We start from the raw sequence: 22,149 nt of genomic DNA, 5'->3' as shown, positions 1-22,149 counted from the left end.
TCATTAATAGCTCTTGCCATTGCTCCGAATTCGTCTTTAGAGTTTAGGTTTATTTTACTTGCGTGTTTGGTTTCGTGATTTACTAAACTAAATACTTCTTTAAGACCTTGTTGGATTATATCTAGTGGGCGTAGAGAGTGTTTGATTAGGAAGAATAAAAATAGCAAAATAATCACTAAAGTTACAAAAAATAAAGTTATATTTTGCATTAAAAGTGAATTAAGAGTAGTGCTTAAATCACTTGTTAGGTTTGTACTACAAAACTTCCAGCCTATTGTTTTTGAATCGGTGCAAACTGCAGCCTTTTCGTCACCTTTAAAACTATAAACTACTGATTTATTATCCTTTAATTTTCCATCAATAATTCTTATAACATCATCTTTTTTAAGCTCTAATTCTTCGTTTGGATGCATTACAAACTCAAGATTTTTGTTGTAAGCAAAAATTGTATTTGTATCAGAAAAATGTAGTGTTAAAACATTGTTTTTAAGTTCTTTAAATGCCATATCTCCACCGATTACTCCTATTACTTTTCCATTTTTTGTAATTGGTGCTGATATTGTTACAACTTTTTCTTTTAATCTTTCATCAGGATATACTTCGCTACCTAAATACACTTTCTTTTCTCTAACAGCGTCTTTATACCAACCACGACCTCTAGCATCTTGAGTTTTTACTATATAAGGCTCATCATTAAGGCTTATGTAATAAAACTTACCATTTTCTTCAAGACCTATAAATAAAGCTGAAAATCCTGAAATACCTAGATTGCTTTTAAGCAAATCGTAAATATTTTCATCAGAATTATTTTCGCTAATCTTATTAGCTAAATTAGGTGCTAATTTGTCAATAAAATTCATTCTTGTATTAAAGTATGAATCAACATAAAGCATTGCGGCATTTAAGCCATTTTCCTTTGCTTTGTTCGTATAAGCTAAAGAATCATTCCTTGAACTAGAATAATTCACAAAACATAAAATTACAAAGCAAATTACAAGTGGTATAGCAATTAATGCTGGAATTTTGTTTGTTAGTCTCATAAACTTCCCCTTTTTAAAAAAATACATTAATGTTACAATTAAAGATTTTCATAATATTTAACGCATAAGAAATTTTAATTTGCCTAGTATAAAGGCAAATTAGCGTTTAAGGAAAATTGTTTATTTTTCTATTTTTAATTAATTTAATGTTTTAATATATAAATAATTTTATAAAATTTCTTTTAATTTATTTGCATTCTTAAGCCATTCATTTAATTTTTCAAAATCATTATTATTCATCATTTCTTTAAACTCATTTAGCTCACTTATAAATCCATCTAAAGCATTTAAAACATTTGCTTTATTTTCTTTAAATACACTTTCCCACATTGCTGGGCTACTTTTTGCAATCCTACTCATATCAGCAAATGAACCACCTGCTAGGTGTAAAATGTTTTTCTTATCTTCACAATCAAGCACATAATTTGCTAAAGAAAAGCTTATAACATGCGGAAGATGAGAGATGATTGCACTATGATGATCGTGTGCGCTTGCATTCATAAAAGTAATTTTCATTCCGATATTACTTAATAATTCTATGGTTCTATGTTGATGAAATACGCTTGTATGTTCGGTATTGCATAGAACACAAACTGCGTTTTTAAACAAATCAATTTTAGCAGCACTTGGGCCATTATGTTCAGTTCCTGCCATAGGATGAGCTAGTATAAATTGCTCTTTTAATTCATCATTAATTGCGTTTTGTATGCTTTCTTTTGTGCTTCCAAATTCAATAATAGTAGTTGTTTTAGGAATATCTTTTAATTGCTTTATTATTTCAATAATCGCACCAACAGGAACACATAAAAAGATTAAATCACAAGTCTTAATATCTTTAAACTCAATTATTTCATGAACTAAATTAAGCCTTAATGCTTCTTTTTCATGCTCTTTGTTTAAATCAATGCCATAAACTCCGCTTATAAATTTATTTTTCATTAAATTTAGTGCTAGTGAGCCACCTATAAGACCTAAACCTATAACAACTGCTTTCATAACTTATCCTTAATTAAGATTTTTATAGAGTAAATAATATAATATTTTTTTAAAAAAAGGAGTTTTATGTTTGATTTTATAGTGATTTTTTCTCATTTATTTACAGCTATTATTTTTGTTGGATATGTGTTTTTTGATGCAATTTTTTTAAGTAATATTAAAAATAACATAGAGATTAAAAAAGCTTATTTTAAAAGCTCAGGAATTATTTATGCTATAAGTTTTTTAATACTTATTGTAAGCGGAATTATCTTAGCTTTTAAAGAATTTGAATTCGTAAATAAGATTGCTTTTATACTTAAAATATCTTTAATTATTTTTATGTTTTTAATAACTATTCTTAGTATTTATTATGTAAAGTTTAAAAATAATAGAGAGCATTTTTTGGTAAAACACTCTCATTTAATAGCTTTGGTTTTATGTTTTTTGATAGTTTTATTGGCAAAACTACTTTTAATGTAGGTCTTTGTTTAGCTTTATAGCTTTTTTATTAAATCCTACTTGAAGTTTTCCATTTGTTGAGTTTAATCTAAAGTGTAAAGCATTTAGACCTGAAAGCTCTTTTGCTTTATAAATATTTTTTGAAAAATCAAAATTAGGATTTGCATTCTTAAGATTATCACATAATAATAATTCAACTTTACTACCTGCTAATATCGCTATTCCTGCATCTATTACACAATCATCGCCTAAAACAATTCCTGTAACACTATTTGCACCTAATAAGCAACTTTTACCAACGCTAATAGGAGTTCCATCTGTGCCACTTAATACTCCTAAAATACTTGCACCACCGCCAACATCACTTCCTGCTCCAACTATTGCAGAGCTTGAAATTCTTCCTTCGCACATAACTGAACCTAGAGTTCCAGCATTAAAATTCACATAACTTGCACCTGGCATAATTGTAGTTCCATTCGCAAGATGTGCTCCTAATCTTACTTTTGAAGTATCAAGTATTCTTGTATTATCTGCTGGAATTATACTTTGTAAAAATCTTGGGAATTTATCTACAAAATCTATGATAGGATAGGTTTTGCTAAATTTTAATTTTGCTTCATTTTCTCTTAAATATTCTAAATCATAAGGAATATTTCCACTCCATGCAAGATTTTTAAGCAAGCCAAACGCTCCGTTTAAATTAAGCTCTCTAGGTTTAACGAATTGTCTTGATAATAAATGCAATTTTAAATATACACTTGGCATACTTTTAGGAGCTTCGTCTTTATTTATAGCTACTAAGAAAAATTTTTCTTGATTTATATTTTCTAAAGCTGATTTTAAAGTTATTATATTTTCGTGTTTTTTGCCATCATTATTAAAACATTCAAAATGCTTTAATATTTTTTCTAAATTATCTTTTGTAAGTTCTAAAACAAATTCGCTTTCATCTTTGTATTTTGCAAGGTTTAATTCTTTAAAAAATACACTAAAAGTCCCATAATTTTGTAGATAATTAATATTTGCAAAATCTATATAAATTAGCTCTTTATTTAGCTGTGAAAAATATCCAACACCTATTGCAAATGCAAGTGGTTTGAAAAAATCTTTTTCATTTTGAACGCTTTCGCAAAAACTATTAAAATTATTCATAAATACTCCTTAAATCATATAACTTGTTTGATATAAAGTAATTAGCTCTTTATAAAGGTCTTCATCACTTCGTTTCTCAATAATACCATTGCTTGGAAACAATCCATCATAAATCATTTGAACATTTTTAAATCTATTAGGATGTAAATGTGCTAATAATTTAGCTGATATTTCTTTTCTTACTAAAACGGTTGGTGGAATAAGTCCTGAATGAAGCATTTCTCTAATCATTGAAGAGCGGTATTTTATGTGATGATGTGCTCCATGTGGGCAAGATTTTGTGCTTACCATAACATTACATTTATTGCAGAATACAAACTCAGGTAAGACAATTAATTCAAGTCCGCTTTTGCGAGAAAGTTCATCAATTGCTGTGTGAGCTAAATTATTATCATAAAATAAGCCTAAACCTTGATGATTTTGTCCTATTACAAGCTTATTTGCACCAAATGAACTAGCTAATAAACATTCGTAATTTGGGTCAAGATAAGGGCTAAATAAATCAATATTTTTTAAATAAACTGGAAAAATTCTTTCAAGTGGCAAGAAATTTTTGGCGTAATACTCAAAGCATTCTCTTTTAGCTTCATAATTTAAAGAATTTGAATCATATCCTTCAACGACAAAAATAATTACTAAATCAGCTTTATCAATAGTCCATCTTAGCATTCTTTCATGAGCTCTTGTAATCGGATCTGCGTTAAGTAATAATGCTGTGATTTTTTTGGCATTATCTTTTGCTATTTTTTTATTCAATGCAAGTTTTACTTTTTTAAATTCATTATCAAATATTTCAATTTTACCTGATAAACAAGGGTTTAATTCATCGCCTATTTTGCAAGTATTAGCGTTAAAAATACTTGTATAAGCTTTATCGTTTTCAAAGGTGCATGCTTTTGTGATTTTACCTACTATTTTATCATTTAATTTAAGCGAAACTTCTTTATCAAATACACAATTATTTAGATTTGAGTTTAGCTCAAAACTAGGAGAAAAGGCTAGGGTACAGGTTGAGATATTTTCGCTTATTGTGTTTGTATTGAAGGCTTTAAATACTTCTTCTTTATTTGGTAAAAACCCATTTGTATTAAAGGAATTAATCTCAATTAAGCTTAATATACTTAGTTCTTTTTCGCTTATATTTATTTCTTTTATTTTATTTTTTATTAATTCCATATTTTCTCCTTTTTTCCCAAAGTGATTTTCTGCTAATTCCTATTTTTTTGCTAAGTTCTGTATCTGAGTAGCTTTTTTGCCAGTTTAAAATCACGTTTTTAATATAATCATCAACCGTTAAAATCTCACCTAAAGCTAAGGTGTTTTCGTTATCTTCTAGCTCAATTATATTAAAGCCTTCAACATCTGTATTTCCGTTTGTATGGAATATAAAATTTTGACCCTTGCTAAGCTTTAAGATTTGCTCTAATTTTGAGCCTTTTAATACTTGAAAATTAGTAAAATATCTAATATCTCTATCGCCTACTAATAAATTATTAAGATTAAAAGAACTGCTTAAATCAGTAAAATGAATATTTATATTATGTGAAAAAGCATAGTTAAACACATAGCTATCTGCTAATATTTGTTTATTTGTTTTAATTAAGGTTGGAAAAACCATTTTTTTAGCTGCGTGTATTTTTGAATCAATTATTGATTTTATATATCCACTCAAAGCTATATTTTGTGATTTTAATTTATTGTAATTATAAAAATAATTAATTTTTCTAATTAACTCTTCTATCATAAAAGGCTTTTGAATATAATCATAAGCCCCTGCTTCAATAGGCATACTAACAGTATCACTGCTAACATAAGAAACTAGCAGTAAAATTACGCTATTTTTGTGGTTTTGAATAACTTTTATAAAATTTTCTATGTTTGTAGATAGCAAAATAACATCATAATATTTGTTTTTTATATCTTTAAATTCATTTGCAACTTCGCAAACATAACCTGCATCATTAAGCTTTAAAGCAATGCTTTGAGCTAAATAAATTTCATTTTCAACTATTAATATCTTCATATTCGCTCCAATCAAATAGTTTCATATTTACAACAGCACTTACACTAATTCCTTCGCATCGTCCTACAAATCCTAGTTTTTCAGTGGTTGTTGCTTTTATATTAATATTTGTAATGCCTAATTCCGAATTCAAATTCCTTAACATTTCTTGTTTGTATTTTAAAAGCTTTGGCTTTTCAGCACAAATTGTAATATCCGCATTAATTAATTCATAACCATAAGCTTTGCATTTTTCATAAGCTATTTTTAGTAATTGCATAGAATTAGCATTGTGATAAGTATCATCATCGGGACTAAAAGCTTCTCCTATATCTCCTAAACCACATGCACCTAATATTGCATCAGTTAATGCGTGAGCTACAATATCTCCATCTGAATGTGCTTTAAGAGCAAAATCATCGCTAATTTTTACTCCTGCTAATATTAATTCATTATTTTTATTATCATCGTTTAATTTATGACCTACATTTGAATGGCAAAACTCATGCACATCATATCCAAATCCTACGAAAGTTTCTTTACTAGCACTTGCTAGATTTAGTAATTTTAATTTTTTTAAATCACTTTTATTAGTTAATTTAAAGCTTAATTCATCACCTAGAACACATTTAATTTTGCCATTATTTGCTAGAATTGCTGAGCTTTCATCTGTGAAGTTTTTTAAATTAGCAGTTTTTAAAGATTTTGTTTTGCTAATTTGTGGGGTTTGAACTAGCTTTAATTCATTTCTATTTAAGTAACATTGCTTTTCTTCGTTATAAATAGTATCAACAACTTTAATTGCAGGAAATACATTATCATAATCTTTTGCGTGTAAAAATAACTCATTTAAAACTTTTTTACTAACATAAGCCCTTGCAACATCTGTAATTAATACATATTCGCTTTTTACTAATTCTAAGGCATTTTCAATGCTTTCAAATCTTTCTTTACCACCTTTTACATAGGTATATTTTGGCTCTTTTAATTCATAAAACTTAACTTCATCACAAACTATTATAATTTTTGAAAAATTTGCTAATTTTTCATAAGTTCTTGCAAGATAAAGCCATAAAGGTTCTTTGTTTATATAAAGATTTTGTTTTTTACAAGCTAAGCCAAATCTAGTAGAATTTCCAGCAGCTAATAAAATTAGCGTTGTATCAAGCATAATCATCCTTAAAATTTAATTTTGAGTTATTTTTTAACAAAATAAAATTAAAACTTATCTAAAATGTAACATTTTTTAATTTTACTTTATATATTTGTTACATATAGTAACATTTATAAGGATACGATTATTTTTTTTGCTGGAATTTGAAATAGGATTTTGTCATTTATAAAATAAGTTTTGTTTAGTTTTTTCTTATGTGCTAAGGCTTTTAGATATTGTTTATTAAATTCTAAAGTAAAATATACAAAATCATCAACTTCATTTATTTCTTTTATTATTGCATAAAATCCATTTTCGCCGTCTTGCTCAAGCTCTATAAAATTTATTTTAAAAATTAAATATATTTCATCAAATACTTTTAAATCCAAATCCTTAAGAGCGTTTATTGAAATATTTACATTGATTAAATCTTGTTCTATTTGGCATACTAGATTTATATAATTTTTATTATTTTTGATTTCTTTTATTTGTGCTTTTAGTTTGTTTTGAGCTGAAGTTTTGAGATTAAAATCATCATTTAATTTATTTTTGAAAATACAAAATTCATCATATTTATTTAATATTTCTTTAGCAAATTCGCTTAAAACTGAGCCTTGTTTTCTTGAATTATTTAAAAATAAAGGCATTTTAGAAGCTTTATTTATTTCATCAAGGCTATCCCAAGCATTTTTATATGAAATTCCAATATTTTTGGCTGCCTTGCTTATGCTTTTATCAATTTCAATTTGTTTTAAAAGCATAATATGTTTTTTTGTAATTTTGATATTTTCATTTAAAATAAATTCGATTTCTAGATTAATTTTCATATTTTTTTCTTAATTGTTTTTTGTTATTATTTGCCAAAAATACTAAATAGTGAGTAATTATGATTAAAAAAATATTTTTTATATTCTTAGTATTTGCTTCTTTAAATGCTAATGATTTTGATGATTTTGAGGCTGAATTTGAACAAAATGAAAGAGTTGATAAATTTTACTCATATAATCGTTTTATGACAGATTTTAATTACGCTGTTTATAATATGAGCTTAAGACCACTTAGTAATATTTATAATGCTATAACTCCACCTATTGTAAAAAAAGGTGTTAATAATTTTTTCCATAATTTAGGAGCGCCTTTAAGATTTATTAGTTTATATTTTAGTGGGGAATTTAAAGCAGGAACTGCTGAATTAGGAACTTTTTTAGGAAATACAATTTTAGGTTTTGGTGGGATTTTAAGACCTTATAAATATGAAAAAGAAAGTGATTTTGGTCTAATGCTTGCTAGATGGGGAGTACCTGCTGGAGAGCATATTGTATTGCCATTCTTAGGACCATCAAATGTAAGGGATGCTTTTGCTTTACCTTTTGATTATGCACTAAAGCCTAGTCTTTATTTAACTAATAATGCTAGTATTAGCGTTTCAACTTTAGGACTTGTTGATAAAACAAGTAATAATTATTTGTTGATTAATGAAGCTTATAAAAGTGTAAATCCTTATATAACAATAAGAGATTTTTACGAGAAAAATAGGAAGGAATTAGAATGAAAAAATTACTAATTGTAGCTTTAAGTATTGCCAGTTTATATGCTTATAAATTAGATACCTTTAAAGAAGATATTGCAGTAGATGTTGGTAAAATCCAAGGTATTTTTAAAAGTGAAAGTGTAAATAAAAGTCAAGATTTATTTGAATTATTAAAAGATAATTTAGATATAGATTTAATGACAAAATTAGTTTTATCAAAATATGCTAACGAATTAAGTGCTGAAAAATTAGCAGAATTTAAGGTTATTTTTATTGAGAGATTAAAAAAGGATTTTTCAAGTAAGATTGATTTAGTAAAAGGCAGTAGCTTAGAATTAGTTAGCACAAATATTGATGATAAGAAATGCCAAGCTAATATGAAAGTAGATTACGAAGAACAAACAAAAGAAATGGTATTTAAGTTTAGAAAAGTTGCAAATGAGTGCAAATTATACGATATTGATATACTTAATACTAGTTTAATTACAAGTTATAGAGCTCAGTTTTTAGATATTATAAAACAGAGCGGAATTAATGCTTTATTTGAAAAACTTAAATGAATAAAGTAATATCCTTTCTTATAAAATATTCAAAAATTATTTTTATGATAACTCTTGCTATATGCTTAGGGTTATCATATTATTCAACAAAAATTCAAGTAGAAGCAAAATCTACAAGCTTTTTTTTAGAAGATGATAAAGATTTAAAGCTATTTAATGAAAGTATTAAGACTTTTGGTTCTCAAGATTTTTTAGTATTAGCATATAAAAGCGACAAAGATGTTTTTAACGACATAGCAAAACTCCAAGAAATAGAAAAAAAACTACTTAAAATCAAAGGTATAAAATCAACCCTTAGTATATTAAATGCACCTTTATTTTTAAGCGATGAAAAAAGCATAAATGATGGAGCAAACTTAGTTAAAGCAAAAGAAGAAATTAGCAAAAATGAATTTTATTTAGGTAATTTAGTAAGTAAAGATTTTTTAGTAGCTGATTTTTTAATATTTGCTAATAACCCCGATGAGCTTATAAAAACTCTTAAAGATTTTGCAAATGAAAATGATTTGATTTTAGGTGGAATGAGCGTAATAGCAAGTGATATGATAGCTTATGTTAAATCAGATTTATATGTTTATGGAATAGGGCTTTTTGTATTATTATCGTTGGCTATTTTTATATTTTTTAGAAGTTTTTATTTTGTTTTTATATGTATGTTTATATGTTTAATATCTTTATTTAGCACAACGGGAATTTTAGCTTTAATAGGATATAACATTACGGTTATTTCAAGTAATTATGTAGCTTTAGTTTTAATAATAACTATTTCAGTAATTGTGCATTTATTATCACATTTTTCAGAGCTTTTAAATTACAATAAATATAATGATAGAACTACCAATGTAAGACATACTTTATTAGCTAAAGCAAAGCCTAGTTTTTTTGCAATTTTAACAACCGTTGTCGGATTTTTAAGCCTTGTATTTTCAGGGATTAAGCCAATTAGCGAGCTAGGTGTTATGATGAGTATAGGAATAAGTGTAAGCTTGTTTTTATGCTACTTGTTTTTACCTTATTTATTGTTAGCAAAAAAAGATTTTAAAAATGTATATTTTGCAAAAGAGCCAAAAATCTTATTGTTTTGTGCTAAAACTGCGATTTATCATAGAAAAATCGTTTATTTTGTATGCTTAATTATCATAATTTTTGCTAGTATTTCTATACCTAAGTTAAGTGCTGAAAATAGCTTCGTAAATTATTTTAAAGATAGTAGCGACATTAAAAAAGGTCTTTTATTAATTGATGAAAAATTAGGTGGAACTCTGCCTTTAGATGTGATTATTAAATTTAACGATGAAGATGAAAAAGAAGAAGATGAATTTGCTGAGTTTTTAGAAGATAACGATAAGTATTATTTAACTCCTTCAAAGGTTGAAGTATTAAAAAAAGTTCATAATTTCTTAAAAGAGCAAGAATATGTTGGAAGTGTTTTAAGTCTTTATTCTTTACTTGACTTTGCTAAGACAATAAATAAAGGAAAAGATATAGATGGATTTTTATTAAATATATTACAAAATAACCTTGATGAAAGTACAAAAGCTCAAATAATTTATCCATATTACAATGAAAAAACAAAAGAATTTAGAATAGGAATTAGAATGATTGATAGCGATAAAACGCTAAAAAGAGCTAAATTCTTAAGTGATTTAAAAACTAATCTAGCAAAACTTACTCAAGATGATAATATTAATCTTCAAATAAGTGGAGTAATGGTTCTTTATAACAATATGCTAAGTTCTTTGATTAGCTCACAAGTAGATACTCTTAATTTTGTTATATTAAGTTTATTTGCATTATTTTTAATAATTTTTAGAAATATAAGATTTAGCATCATAGGAATAATTGCTAATTTAATTCCTATCTCACTACTATTTGCGATAATTGCATTTAGTGGGCTAAGCCTTGATTTGATGAGTATTACAATAGCTGCTATTTCAATAGGAATAGGAGTTGATGATATTATTCATTATGTTCATAGATTTAAAGAAGAAATTAAAAGAAAGCCTTTAAATGAAGCAATAATTGCAAGCCATCAAAGTATAGGTTCGGCTTTATATTATACGACTTGCACTATTGTTTTAGGGTTTTGTTTGATGATGAGTTCAAATTTTACCCCTACAATTTATTTTGGCTTACTGACTGTTTTAGTTATGATTTTATTATTATGCGGTTCTTTATTTTTATTACCATCACTTATTATAAGCTTATATTTTAAGGGATATTTTAAAAATGAATTATCAAAGAAGGATTTAAGTGCTTAAGTTTAATAATATTATTTGGTTATTAAGAAAGAATTTTTTTATTACTTTTATTCTATTAGTTTTAGTTTTATTTTTTAGTTTATATGTCAATTTTACAACGATAAATGATAAATTAACTGATAATAATAAGCTGATTTCACATAGTATTCAAAACTCTATTAAACAGCATCAAATAAGACTTGATTTATATTCTAAAGCACTTGAAATCAATCCAAGTTTAAAAAAACTTGATTTAAATACTTTTTCGGCATTTTATTATTTAAATGATGCAGGTGAAGTTATTGATAAAGTTAGTATTGATTCAAATGATCCGCTTAAAAAGTTTATTGAAATTAACTCAAAAAAATTATTTGATAAATCAACTTATGTAAGTGAATTAATAGTTACAAAAGACCAAAAAGCTAGCATTTATTTTGCTAAGAAATTAGAAAATAGTAAATATACATTTTTAGTTGCAAAATTAGAATTATTTGATTTATTAAAAAGTGTAAATAAGTTTAATACGGATTATATTTTAGTAGATTCTTTTGGAAATGTTTTATATTCAAGTGATGTATCAAAATTAGCTTTACTTGAAAATATAAATGAGTTTAATTATTATTGGTACTTATCAGGTGTTTATCAAACAGATAGGAACTTTTCAAATATTATAAAAGAAGTAGAATATAGTGGATTTAATGTAAGAAGTTTTATTTCTATATCTGAATACTTGAATTATTATTTTATAATAAGTGCGTTTTTGCTTATTATTTTAGTAATGTATTTTTGGAATTCATATCTTGATTTTATGCTAATTAGAAAAGGTTTGGTTAAGCAAGTTAAGTATTGTTATGAATTGCAAGGTGCAAGTGATATTGATGAGTTTCAAAATTTTGAATTAATTGAAGGTTCGGATTTAATAGATTTACAAAAACAAACTGCATTTTCAGTATTAGAATATAAGGATATTAAAAAAGAATATAGAGAATTAGAACAGCGTTTAAGTTCTATGTTTAGTAAAAGCACCATTCCTATGCTTATGATTGACGCTTTTACGGGAAAGATTTTTAAAGCAAATCAATCGGCATTAGATTTTTATAATCAAAAAATTACAAGTATGTCTAAGCTTAATTTATATATGCTAGGTAAAAAAGAGCAAAAAGACTTAACTACTGATCCTATTAATTTTGCGAACAATATGCAAAACTCTATTAAAAATCAAGGTTTTTATATACAAACAGAGCATTATGTAAATGGAGAAGATTTTAAGGAAGTTAAAATATATCCTTTCGTAATGAGATCTGAGAGATTTTGTTATGATATTTTGATGATTTTAGATACTAATATGGTTAGTAAAAGTTACGAAGTTATTAAATCTCAATATGAAGCTTTGGAAAAAAGTTTTATTATTACTATGAATTTTACTTTAAAGGGTGGAAAATTAAAATTTAGAAATTGTAGCAAGAATATAGATAGGATTTTAGGATATTCAGCATCTAGTGTTGTTTATTTTAAAGACCTTTTACATGAAAGAAGCTATCAGTCTTATTTAGAATTTTTAATAAAACTTAAAAACTTAAAAGATAATAGTTTTTCAAATTATTCAAGAGTGATTGAACAAGTATTGTATTTAAGACAAAATAATGGAAGATATGCAGAATTTAAAGCAAGTTTTAATATTTCAAAAGATTATAATTATGATAATAAACAATCAAAATTTTTAAATATCATAGCTCATTTAGCATTATTAAGACAAGATTTATTAGATGATGAAGTAAGAGAGCCTATATCATTTAGCGATATATACAAGCAAACAAATTCAATTATAGGTATATTTGATAAAGACTTTAAATGTTTAAATGCTAATAAAGAACTAAGAGCATTGCTTGGATTAGCAAATACAAACCATCAACTATATTTAAGTGATATGATAGCTAAAAATTACGAGCAAATTGCAAGAAATATGCAAGAAGGTAAAACAAGCACATTAAAAGATATTGTTTATTTAAAAGATATTAATAACATACTTCATTCGTGCAAATTAAGCTATGTAGTTACAAAAAATTCAACAGGTGATAATATATATTGTTTAATTTTTAAAAAAGAATATGATTTAGCAGAATTAGATAATTTTATATTATTTTGTAAAGACAAGAATATAAATAATCTTGATAGCTTATATTGTGATTATTATTACAAAGTTATTGGTGGAAGAATAAATAATAATGAGTCTTTTGATAATTTAAATTATGATAAGTTTTTAAGTAATTTAAATAAAATTAATATTACTAATGAAGAATTAGAAATAAAAGTAAATTATATGAGAGAATTAGTAGAATTAATCAAGCAAAAGAATAGAGATAGAATTATGCAAAAATACGAAAACGGATATAATATTTTTATAGGAGACATTTATGAGTAAAGCTGATATTTTAGTTGGTATTCAATGGGGCGACGAAGGTAAAGGTAAAGTTGTAGATAAGCTATGTGCTAATTATGATTTTGTTTGCAGAAGTGCAGGCGGGCACAATGCTGGTCATACTATTTGGGTTGATGGTGTTCGCTATGCGTTACATTTATTACCTAGTGGTATTTTACATGAGCGTTGTAAGAATGTTATAGGAAATGGTGTTGTTTTAAATCCTGAAGTTTTAATTACAGAAATGGCACAATTTGATAATTTAGAAGGTAGATTGTTTATTAGCGATAGAGCTCACCTTAATTTAAATTATCACGCGCAAATAGATATAGCAAAAGAAAAATTCAAAGGCGATAATGCAATAGGAACGACAGGTAAAGGAATTGGACCTTGCTATGCTGATAAAATTTCAAGAAGTGGTCATAGAGTATGCGAGCTTTTAGAGCCTGAGAAATTATGCAATGCAATATTAAAAGATTTTGTAATGAATAAACCTTATTTAGATGCTTTAGGAGTTAGTGCTCCTGATGCAAATGAGCTTTTAGCAAACTTAAAGCGTTATAAAGAAATGCTAGCTCCTTATATTTGTGATACTACAAGACTTATTTGGAAGGCTTTAGATGAAGATAAAAAAGTATTACTTGAAGGTGCTCAAGGAAGTTTATTAGATATTGACCATGGAACATATCCGTATGTAACTAGCTCAACTACAATTGCAGCAGGTGCTTTAAGCGGTTTAGGACTTAGTCCATATGAAGCTGGTAGATCAATAGGAATTGTAAAAGCCTATACTACAAGAGTAGGGCATGGGCCATTTCCAACAGAAGATAAAACAGAGCAAGGCGAAAGAATTGGCGAAATAGGCAAAGAAATCGGAGTTAGCACAGGTAGAAAAAGACGCTGCGGATGGTTTGATGCAGTAGCAGTAAGATACACAGCTAGATTAAATGGCTTAAGCGAACTTGCTTTAATGAAGTTAGATGTTTTAGAGAATTTTGATAGCATTAAGATTTGTAAAGCTTACGAATATAATGGAGAAATTATTGATTATGTTCCAGCTGATTTAGAAAATGTAAAGCCTATTTATGAAAGCGTTGATGGGTTTGGTAAGATTTATGGTATTAGAAGATACGATGATTTACCTGCAAATGCAAAGAAATATATTGCTAAAATTGAAGAATTAGTAGGCGTAAAAATTAAAATGATTTCAACTTCTCCTGAGCGTGAAGATACTATCATTTTATGAAATTCAAGCAAATTTTAAATGTCAAAAAACAGGCTCTGCAAAATGCAGAGCTTGATTTAAATAAAGCAAAACTTAGAAAAAAATCAGTAGAAAACGAATTAGAACTAGTAAAAAACGAGATAAATAAATTAAAAGAGCCAACAACTCTAAATGAAATGGTTTTAGTAAATGATTTTATACAAGTTAATCTTCTAAAACAAAGTCAGTTAAAAGAAAAATTAAGCCTTTGCGATAAAGAAATAAGCCATTATAATCATCTTTACAAAAGAGCTTCTCTTGATTATGAAAAAATCAAATATTTATACGAAGAAGAATTAAAGCAAAAGAAAAAAGCTTTAGAGAAAAAACAAGCTTTAGAATTAGACGAGATTGCTACAATGAGATTTTTTGCTAATTCACAAAGTAATAATTAAATTCCGAATTCAAATTCTTTTTGTTAAATGTAAAATTTTCTTTAGTTATATTAAAAATATTCTTGTATTTGAAATTATATTAAAATATGCTAAAAACCCTAAAAATTGTCTAAAAACCTAGCAAAAATCGGCGAAAACATCTATTTTTAAAGATAAAAAACCTAAAAAATAAAATTTTTTCCTTTCGGTGGGGGCGGCGAATTTTTAAAAAGTTTAAAAAATCTAGTCGGGCGAGTTTATAAAATATGCTTTTAAATTAACAAAAAGCTATCTAAAATCGTTTTAAATATAAAAGTAGCATTTTATTGGCTACTTTAATATATCCTATTGTTTAAACCTTTTAAAATATTTTGTTAGGTTAATAAAATCATTAAATTTAATAATTGCAGTATTTTATCTTTATTGTTTATTTATAAATAAAGTTAATGGAATTTGAATTAGGAAATTGATTTTAATAAGCAGCTAAATAGCTGCTTAGATTATTTGTAGTTTTTGATTGATTCTTCAAGTATTTTAGTAGCTTCTTTTATACCTTTAAAATCTTGAACTTTTACCCATTTGCCTTTTTCTAATGCTTTGTAGGTTTCAAAGAAGTTTTTAATTTTTGCTAATTTGTGTGGTGCTAAATCATCTAAAGATTTAATGTTATCATAGCTTGGATCAATCTTACTTACAGGAACTGCAAGTAATTTTTCATCCATACCGCTTTCATCTTCCATAATTAAAACACCAATTAATCTGCAAGGAATCACTGCTCCTGCTTGAACTGGGTATTCATTCAATACTAGCACATCAACAGGATCGCCATCTGCTGCAAGTGTATTTGGAACGAATCCATAGTTTGCTGGATAAAACATAGCTGAATACATAACTCTATCAACCATGATTGCCCCGCTTTCCTTATCTAATTCATACTTAATGTTTGATCCATAAGGAATCTCTATAACTGCGTTTAATTTCTCTGCATTTCCACTTTTAATTTTTGTAATATCCATTTTTACTCCTTAAATTCTATTTTTGATTTCTTTGCTCATATCAGCAACAATTTCTTCGATTGTTCTTTCGCCGTTTATTTGAGTATGAAGATTTTTTGCTTTATAAAAATCTAAAATATCAGCTAAAGGCTCGGTATAAACCTTCATACGATTATAAAATACTTCTTCATTATCATCAGCGCCTCTTGCACGACCTAAAACTCTATCTTTTGCTACTTGTTCGCTTACATATACTTCTATAACTGCACTTAAACTTACTTCGTTTGAGCTAGCTAATTGCTCATCTAAAGCATGCATTTGTTCTACACTTCTAGGATAGCCATCGATTAAAATAACATCGCTAGGAGCTTTTTTAAGAGCACTCATAATTGTATTTACTACTATTTTTAATGGAACTAAATTTCCTTTTGAAATTAATTCATTAATTTGCTTACCTAATTCACTTCCGCTTGCAACTTCAGCTCTTAATAAATCGCCTGTTGAATAGTGAGTGTAATTTTCATTTTTTGCGATAATACTAGCATCAGTAGTTTTTCCACTACCTGGTGCACCTATTATTAAAAATAATTTTTTCATATTTTTTCCTTTCGTAAAATTAAATATCTAAAATAACTTTTGTCGCTACTGCGATTTGATACAAGATTTGACTAATTACGCTTGTAACTTGTAGATTATAAGTTTCAACTTTAGGTAAAACTAATATCGAATCACCTTCATAAACTTTAGAATTTTTATCAGAGCTAAATGAGCTTAAGCTAATTTTATCAGCTTTACCATTTGCATGTATTAACAATACTCTTTTTTTATCAGCTCTTGAGTTTATATCTCCTGCCATTTTTAAATAATCTTTAACTTTAAGTTTTTCTTGATGAACAAAAGCACCTGGTAAGGCAACTTCGCCTTGAATAACTACTAGATTATTTTTACTTGGAATATTTATAACATCATCGTTTTCAAGTACGATAGATGAATATAATTTCTCATCATCTATTACTATTTGACCTTTTGGTTCAACATTTCTTGCTCTTTCAATAAATTTTAAGATATTTGTAGCCCAATTATCTCTAATTTTTGCTTCTTCAGAAGTTGCTGAAGTTGTTGTAAGAGCTAGAGTTTCTAATTCTTTAAGTTGTGCTTCAATTAGCTTTTTTTGTAAGCTTGCTACACTTTTTCTATAAATTTGAACTGCTTTTATATTAGATAAATCGTTAATATTTAAAAGATCAAGTGCTTGTTGTAATGTAGTTCCTTTATCAATAACTAATGAATGTAAGCTATTGTGCTCGCCTTCTATTTTTATATTAATTTTATCAGCTGTATAATCAGGTCTAAACTCGATTTCATCTGCATTTTTTACTAAAACTTCATTAAATTCACTTTTTTTGTAAGCGTTTATATGAAGTTTATTGTTTTCATCATAGCTTTTAATAATAGCGTTTGTTGCAGTAGGTTTAGCATTTGCTAATACTGCTAAATCTTGTAAGGTTTTTAGATTAACTCCAAGTTCAAATCTATATGGCTTTAAAACATCACCGCTTACACTTACATAGCCATTTATTTGATGAACTAAGATTACATCTCCATTTTTAAACATAGAATAATCAAGTTTTCCATTTAGCAAGAAATCATATAAGTCTATTTTTTTAACTAGTTTATTATTTCTTAAAATCTCAATATTTCTAAAGCTTCCATATTCAAGATTAATTCCACTTGCTTTATCTATATATTGAATTAAAGAATCAGAACTAAGCCCTTCATAAAGTCCTGGCTTATTTACATTTCCTGTAACAAAAACTGAAATATTTTGATATGTATCCATATCAGCGTATGAATAAACATTTGATTTATAAGTTTGTTTTACTTTATTTTGTATAACATTTACTAAGTCTTTATTGCTAATGCCTAATAAATGTATAACCCCAACTTGAGGTATAAAAATATTTCCTTGAGAATCAACACTTGATTTTTGCTGTAGCTCTACTGCTCCCCAAAGCTTGATATTTATAACATCTCCTATTGCAATTTTATAATCAGGATTATAAATATGCTTACTAAATTGTTTAAAATTACCTGAAAATAAATGAGCTCCAAAAGTATTTGATTCTGCTTTAACTTCTACATTTGTTTCTTTAGTATCTGCAAGATTTGAAACATCTACTGCAAATAAACATAAACTTATAAATAATATAGAAAATATTTTTTTCATTAATATCTATGCTCCTCAATAATTGAATATGTAAATTTAATAATTCCAAAAATTAGTGTTAATATAAAAAACACTGAAAATACATCATAAATTACATTAGGATATACTGCAATTTCTGATAATATAGGAGATGAAATTATAATTACTTGTTTTAATTTCTTGTTAGCTTCTAACCTTGATTTTTCATAAGATGCTAAGGCTAATTTGTAAGCATCTTCAGCAAACTTTAATTTAAAGCTAAGATTGCTAAAATCAATTGCCAAGTAATTTAATTTATCGTTTTTATCTTTTGAAGTCAATTTATCACTTTCTTTTTTTAGCTGTGCTTTTAGTGCGTTTATTTCTGATTTTAAAGCTTTAACTTGTGGAGTATTTGCATTAAGATAGCTATTTAGCGTAGCTAATTCTACTTCTTTTGCTATTATTTTTTCTTCTATTTGAGTTTTTATTGCTGATTGAGTTTTTGCTTGAGTTATTGGATCAAGCATAGAATTTGAATTCTGAAATTCATTTATTTCTTTTTGAATATTACTTAATTCAAGGCTAGCTTTTTCTAATTCTTCTTTGGCAAAATTCATTTGTTCTCTTGCTATTTTGTGTGATATTTCATTTATGAAATTTTCGCTTTCTTTTAAAATAGTATCGGCTATTTTTTTAGCATCTTCTGGATTAAATGCACTTACACTAACGCTTAAAAGTCCAGTTAAATCATCATAAACTATTTTTATTCTGCTTTGATAGTATTTTAAAAAATCTTCTTTTATATCAAGGTCTTTAAGTAATAATTCATAATCAATTTTACCTTTATACATAGATTTAATATCGATATCTTTTTGTAAAATTGTTAGCATATCGTATGAATTGATATATTCTTTAAGATACATTAAATCTTCTTTAGATGAGCTTGTAAGTCCTATTATTGGAATTAGGCTTGAAGTATCGGTTGAAGTACTTGTTGATTTTACTCCTAATATTGCCGTGCTTTCATATCTAGGGCTTGCTAAAAAAGCAAAGTAAATTAGTGAAATTAAGCTCAAAAGTAAAATTATCTTAAAGCTTGTAATAAATTTTATAATTCTTTTTTTCATTAGCAACTTTCTTTATATTTATTAATACCTTCTTCTACATCATCGTAGATTGTGGCTGTTCCATTTTCTAAGAAAACTATTTTATCACACCAAGTTTTTATTTCGTTAATATCATGTGAAACCATTATTACTTTAGATTTTGAGAGTTTTTCTTCATATATTGCACGACTTTTTGCTCTAAAAGATGGATCACCAACCGCACCTGCTTCATCTATGAGATAGTAGTCAAAATCAAATGCCATACTAAGACCAAAGGAAATTCTACTTCTCATACCTGATGAATAGCTTTTAATTGGTTCATCAAAATAATCTCCAAGCTCGGCAAATTCTTTTACATATTCTATTTTTTCTTTTAATGCTTCACCCTTATATCCATAAACACGAGCAATAAATTTAATATTATCTCTTGCACTCAAACTTCCTTGAAATCCACCTGCAAAGCCAACTGGCCATGAAATGCTTTTATCTACTATAACTTTTCCACGATTAGGAATATCAAGACCACCTAAAATCCTAAGCATAGTAGATTTTCCTGCTCCATTTTTACCCATTAGTCCGATAGAACAATTATCAGGAAAAGTGAAATTCAAATCTTTGAAAATATAGTGCCTTTTTTTATTATTTAAAACAAAGTATTTTGTAATATTTTCAAGCTTAATCATGCAGTTCCTAGCTCCACTCTTCTTTTATAATACATTCCAAGGCTAAAGAATAATAATACCAAGGTACAAAGCAAAGGATATTCAATATTTATTTGAGCTACAACAGGGTAGGTTTCAAAATAATTTTCTTTAAAGAGCTCAATTATATGTAAAATTGGATTATAAGCTAGAAAATCAATCATTTTATTTGGCACTATCCATAAAGGAAACATAATAGCAGAGCCAAAATACATCATTGTAAGCGCATAGCCTATGATATTTTTAATTGTATCTTTGCCGTAAAAAGCAACTGCAAGCAAAAGTCCTAATGCAAATGCTATTACGATAAGCCATATAAAAATTAAAAGAGCATAAACTATATTAAAAGGAATTATATTGTAGTTTATAAAAAATCCTGTAGTTATCATAAGAATGCAAAAGATTATAAAATATAAAATCCCTTCAAGCAATGCTCTTGCTAAGAAAACATGTATAGGGCGAACTGGTTTATATGTAAATAAACTTCTATTTGCATCAATTCCATTCATTATAAAATTAACAATATTTCTAAACATAAAAAATGGAACCATTCCTGATATTAAAAATAGTGAAAATGGAACTTGTGGCAAAACTCTATCCCTAATCATTGTAAAAATTATTAGCATAAATAAAACATGCATCATAGGTTCAAATATAACCCAAATATATCCTAAGGTTTCATTTTTACCAAATCTAGTTTTAAGCTCCCTTAAAATAAGGGCGTTTATTATATGCCACATTTTTAATTTCCTATTTCAAATTCTTTGAAATTTAAGTAAAAGTTTGCATTATATTGATTGTTTTTTAATAAATATCCTTGAAATTTCAGGTATAAATCATAATCACTTACAAAATTATGTGCGTTTTGCCAAAAGCTATCAAGAGATTTTTTATAAACAAGTGTATCTATATCATAAATTGCATTTCCTAAAGCTATAGTAGGACAATTATGATAAAGCGCTTGCATTCCAACCGTGCTATTTATACAAATACAGCCTTTTGCATTTCTTAATAAAGTTGGCAAATGCCCACGATGTATATAAAATACCTTATCACTTATTCCTAGTCTTTTTGTAAGTTCATTTATAATGTTTGTATAATCAGTGTATGCGATATCTAGTGGATGATGTTTAAAGATTAAAACGCTTTTTGATTTACTTTTAGCAAAAGATTTTATAGTTTTTACTATGAATTTTTTCATACCTTTGTCTTTGAAATGTTTTCTTATTTGACTATCATTATGAACTTGAAGAACTGCTAAAAAGTATTTTTTATGATATTTTTTAGCTAAATTATCTACATTTTTTTCTTTAAAATAATATTTTGCTTTTCTGTAAAAATGCCTAAACCATCTAAAAAGTTCCATTATATTTAATGGTCTATGATAGTTTTTATTATTGTAAAAACAGGCAAATATTATGCTAAAAGTATAATAAATTAAGGCATATAATGCCATTATATTAAAGCTTGATTTAAATAATTTTGAGTTTTCTTTATATATATTTAATTGTTTATAATCATTTTTATTTTTACTCATTAGAGAGTTTGCATTTACACCGTTTAGTTCACAGGTTATGTAATTTGGTCTTAAATAGCCTTCTTCAAATACGTAGATTTTAATATCTTGTTTTTTTGCTAGATTGATTGCAATTTCATGAATTGGACGAGTATCTCCAAATAATACAATACAGGTTATGTTGTTGGTTTTATAAAAATTATCTAAGTAAGATTTTAGATTACTTAAATTGTCTTTATAATTATATTTAGATGGATAGAATGCAAAGTCTCCCGCAGTAAAATTAATCTTATAAATTTTATTGTTTTTAGCTAGGCATTTGCTAAATCGCTTAAAAAAAGGCCCTATTGGACCTTGTAAAAATAAAATATTCTCATTATTAAATTTATTAATTAAACTATCTATATTCATACTAACTTTTCATAATATATTAATACCCTTTAAAGGGTATTTTAAAATTTAAGATTATAT

Annotated in this window: 21 protein-coding genes; 7 read left to right on the top strand and 14 right to left on the bottom strand. The window is 26.5% G+C overall.

Annotated elements, in window-relative coordinates:
* A partial coding sequence (locus tag AC1B00_RS01330; RefSeq protein ID WP_488847765.1) for a cache domain-containing protein occupies positions 1-1,040 on the bottom strand: 1,040 nt, incomplete at its 3' end.
* Positions 1,041-1,208: 168 nt separating this feature from the next.
* The gene (locus AC1B00_RS01325; RefSeq protein WP_239816909.1) at positions 1,209-2,036 is read right to left on the bottom strand and encodes a prephenate dehydrogenase; all 828 of its coding nucleotides are present in this window, start codon (positions 2,034-2,036) and stop codon (positions 1,209-1,211) included.
* A gap of 66 nt (positions 2,037-2,102) precedes the next feature.
* Between AC1B00_RS01325 and AC1B00_RS01320 the strand changes: the two genes are divergently transcribed.
* On the top strand, positions 2,103-2,498 hold the full coding sequence (locus tag AC1B00_RS01320) for a trehalose-6-phosphate synthase (RefSeq protein ID WP_239816908.1): 396 nt from the start codon (positions 2,103-2,105) through the stop codon (positions 2,496-2,498).
* Here AC1B00_RS01320 and AC1B00_RS01315 read toward each other — a convergent pair.
* The 5 genes from AC1B00_RS01315 to AC1B00_RS01295 all read right to left on the bottom strand — a co-directional run bounded on the left by AC1B00_RS01315 (position 2,490) and on the right by AC1B00_RS01295 (position 7,611).
* Complete coding sequence (locus tag AC1B00_RS01315) at positions 2,490-3,629, bottom strand: tetrahydrodipicolinate N-succinyltransferase N-terminal domain-containing protein (protein ID WP_488847764.1); 1,140 nt, start codon at positions 3,627-3,629, stop codon at positions 2,490-2,492. The genes AC1B00_RS01320 and AC1B00_RS01315 overlap by 9 nt on opposite strands.
* A gap of 9 nt (positions 3,630-3,638) precedes the next feature.
* Positions 3,639-4,805, bottom strand: a complete 1,167-nt coding sequence (locus tag AC1B00_RS01310) for a sulfate adenylyltransferase (protein WP_488847762.1) — start codon at positions 4,803-4,805, stop codon at positions 3,639-3,641.
* Positions 4,786-5,652 (bottom strand): response regulator, encoded by an 867-nt coding sequence (locus tag AC1B00_RS01305; protein ID WP_488847761.1) that lies wholly within the window; start codon positions 5,650-5,652, stop codon positions 4,786-4,788. Before AC1B00_RS01305 ends, AC1B00_RS01310 begins: the two co-directional genes overlap by 20 nt.
* Positions 5,633-6,802, bottom strand: a complete 1,170-nt coding sequence (gene ispF / locus AC1B00_RS01300; RefSeq protein WP_488847759.1) for a 2-C-methyl-D-erythritol 2,4-cyclodiphosphate synthase — start codon at positions 6,800-6,802, stop codon at positions 5,633-5,635. The genes AC1B00_RS01305 and ispF overlap by 20 nt, the downstream gene beginning before the upstream one ends.
* Positions 6,803-6,915: 113 nt before the next feature.
* Positions 6,916-7,611 (bottom strand): molybdenum-dependent transcriptional regulator, encoded by a 696-nt coding sequence (locus AC1B00_RS01295; RefSeq protein ID WP_488847758.1) that lies wholly within the window; start codon positions 7,609-7,611, stop codon positions 6,916-6,918.
* Between the two features lie 59 nt (positions 7,612-7,670).
* Here AC1B00_RS01295 and AC1B00_RS01290 point away from each other — a divergent pair, with 59 nt between their 5' ends.
* From AC1B00_RS01290 to AC1B00_RS01265, 6 genes are read left to right on the top strand one after another with little or no spacing between them, the layout of a single operon-like run.
* Positions 7,671-8,336 carry an MlaA family lipoprotein gene (locus AC1B00_RS01290; RefSeq protein ID WP_488847757.1) on the top strand — a complete coding sequence of 222 codons (666 nt, stop codon included), beginning with the start codon at positions 7,671-7,673 and terminating at the stop codon, positions 8,334-8,336.
* On the top strand, positions 8,333-8,875 hold the full coding sequence (locus tag AC1B00_RS01285) for an ABC transporter substrate-binding protein (RefSeq protein ID WP_488847756.1): 543 nt from the start codon (positions 8,333-8,335) through the stop codon (positions 8,873-8,875). Before AC1B00_RS01290 ends, AC1B00_RS01285 begins: the two co-directional genes overlap by 4 nt.
* Complete coding sequence (locus tag AC1B00_RS01280; protein ID WP_488847755.1) at positions 8,872-11,136, top strand: efflux RND transporter permease subunit; 2,265 nt, start codon at positions 8,872-8,874, stop codon at positions 11,134-11,136. Before AC1B00_RS01285 ends, AC1B00_RS01280 begins: the two co-directional genes overlap by 4 nt.
* A complete protein-coding gene (locus AC1B00_RS01275; protein ID WP_336612023.1) occupies positions 11,129-13,537 on the top strand; it encodes a hypothetical protein in 2,409 nt (802 codons plus the stop codon). The genes AC1B00_RS01280 and AC1B00_RS01275 overlap by 8 nt, the downstream gene beginning before the upstream one ends.
* Entirely contained in the window at positions 13,530-14,780 is a 1,251-nt protein-coding gene (locus AC1B00_RS01270) for an adenylosuccinate synthase (RefSeq protein WP_488847753.1), read from the top strand. The genes AC1B00_RS01275 and AC1B00_RS01270 overlap by 8 nt, the downstream gene beginning before the upstream one ends.
* On the top strand, positions 14,777-15,193 hold the full coding sequence (locus AC1B00_RS01265; RefSeq protein ID WP_488847752.1) for a flagellar FliJ family protein: 417 nt from the start codon (positions 14,777-14,779) through the stop codon (positions 15,191-15,193). The genes AC1B00_RS01270 and AC1B00_RS01265 overlap by 4 nt, the downstream gene beginning before the upstream one ends.
* Before the next feature lie 479 nt (positions 15,194-15,672).
* Here the strand turns inward: AC1B00_RS01265 and ppa are convergent, their stop codons facing one another.
* Genes ppa through AC1B00_RS01230 form a run of 7 tightly spaced genes read right to left on the bottom strand, consistent with a single transcriptional unit; the run spans position 15,673 to position 22,089 of the window.
* Complete coding sequence (ppa, locus tag AC1B00_RS01260) at positions 15,673-16,188, bottom strand: inorganic diphosphatase (protein ID WP_488847751.1); 516 nt, start codon at positions 16,186-16,188, stop codon at positions 15,673-15,675.
* Positions 16,189-16,197: 9 nt separating this feature from the next.
* The gene (locus AC1B00_RS01255; protein WP_488847749.1) at positions 16,198-16,764 is read right to left on the bottom strand and encodes an adenylate kinase; all 567 of its coding nucleotides are present in this window, start codon (positions 16,762-16,764) and stop codon (positions 16,198-16,200) included.
* 19 nt (positions 16,765-16,783) lie between these two features.
* Complete coding sequence (locus AC1B00_RS01250; protein ID WP_488847747.1) at positions 16,784-18,394, bottom strand: polysaccharide biosynthesis/export family protein; 1,611 nt, start codon at positions 18,392-18,394, stop codon at positions 16,784-16,786.
* Positions 18,394-19,482, bottom strand: coding sequence for a KpsE/RkpR family capsule polysaccharide export protein (locus AC1B00_RS01245; RefSeq protein WP_488847746.1), 1,089 nt, complete (start codon positions 19,480-19,482; stop codon positions 18,394-18,396). The genes AC1B00_RS01250 and AC1B00_RS01245 overlap by 1 nt, the downstream gene beginning before the upstream one ends.
* Complete coding sequence (locus AC1B00_RS01240) at positions 19,482-20,144, bottom strand: ABC transporter ATP-binding protein (RefSeq protein ID WP_488847745.1); 663 nt, start codon at positions 20,142-20,144, stop codon at positions 19,482-19,484. Before AC1B00_RS01240 ends, AC1B00_RS01245 begins: the two co-directional genes overlap by 1 nt.
* Positions 20,141-20,902, bottom strand: a complete 762-nt coding sequence (gene kpsM / locus AC1B00_RS01235; RefSeq protein ID WP_488847743.1) for a capsule polysaccharide transporter KpsM — start codon at positions 20,900-20,902, stop codon at positions 20,141-20,143. Before kpsM ends, AC1B00_RS01240 begins: the two co-directional genes overlap by 4 nt.
* 2 nt (positions 20,903-20,904) lie before the next feature.
* Positions 20,905-22,089: a capsular polysaccharide export protein, LipB/KpsS family gene (locus AC1B00_RS01230; protein WP_488847742.1), complete on the bottom strand. Its 1,185-nt coding sequence runs from the start codon at positions 22,087-22,089 to the stop codon at positions 20,905-20,907.
* Positions 22,090-22,149: the final 60 nt, after the last annotated feature.

This window comes from Campylobacter sp. DY7 (genome assembly GCF_057802535.1).
The sequence above is the reverse complement of the archived record's forward strand: the minus strand, read 5'-3'. Positions and strand labels throughout refer to the sequence as shown.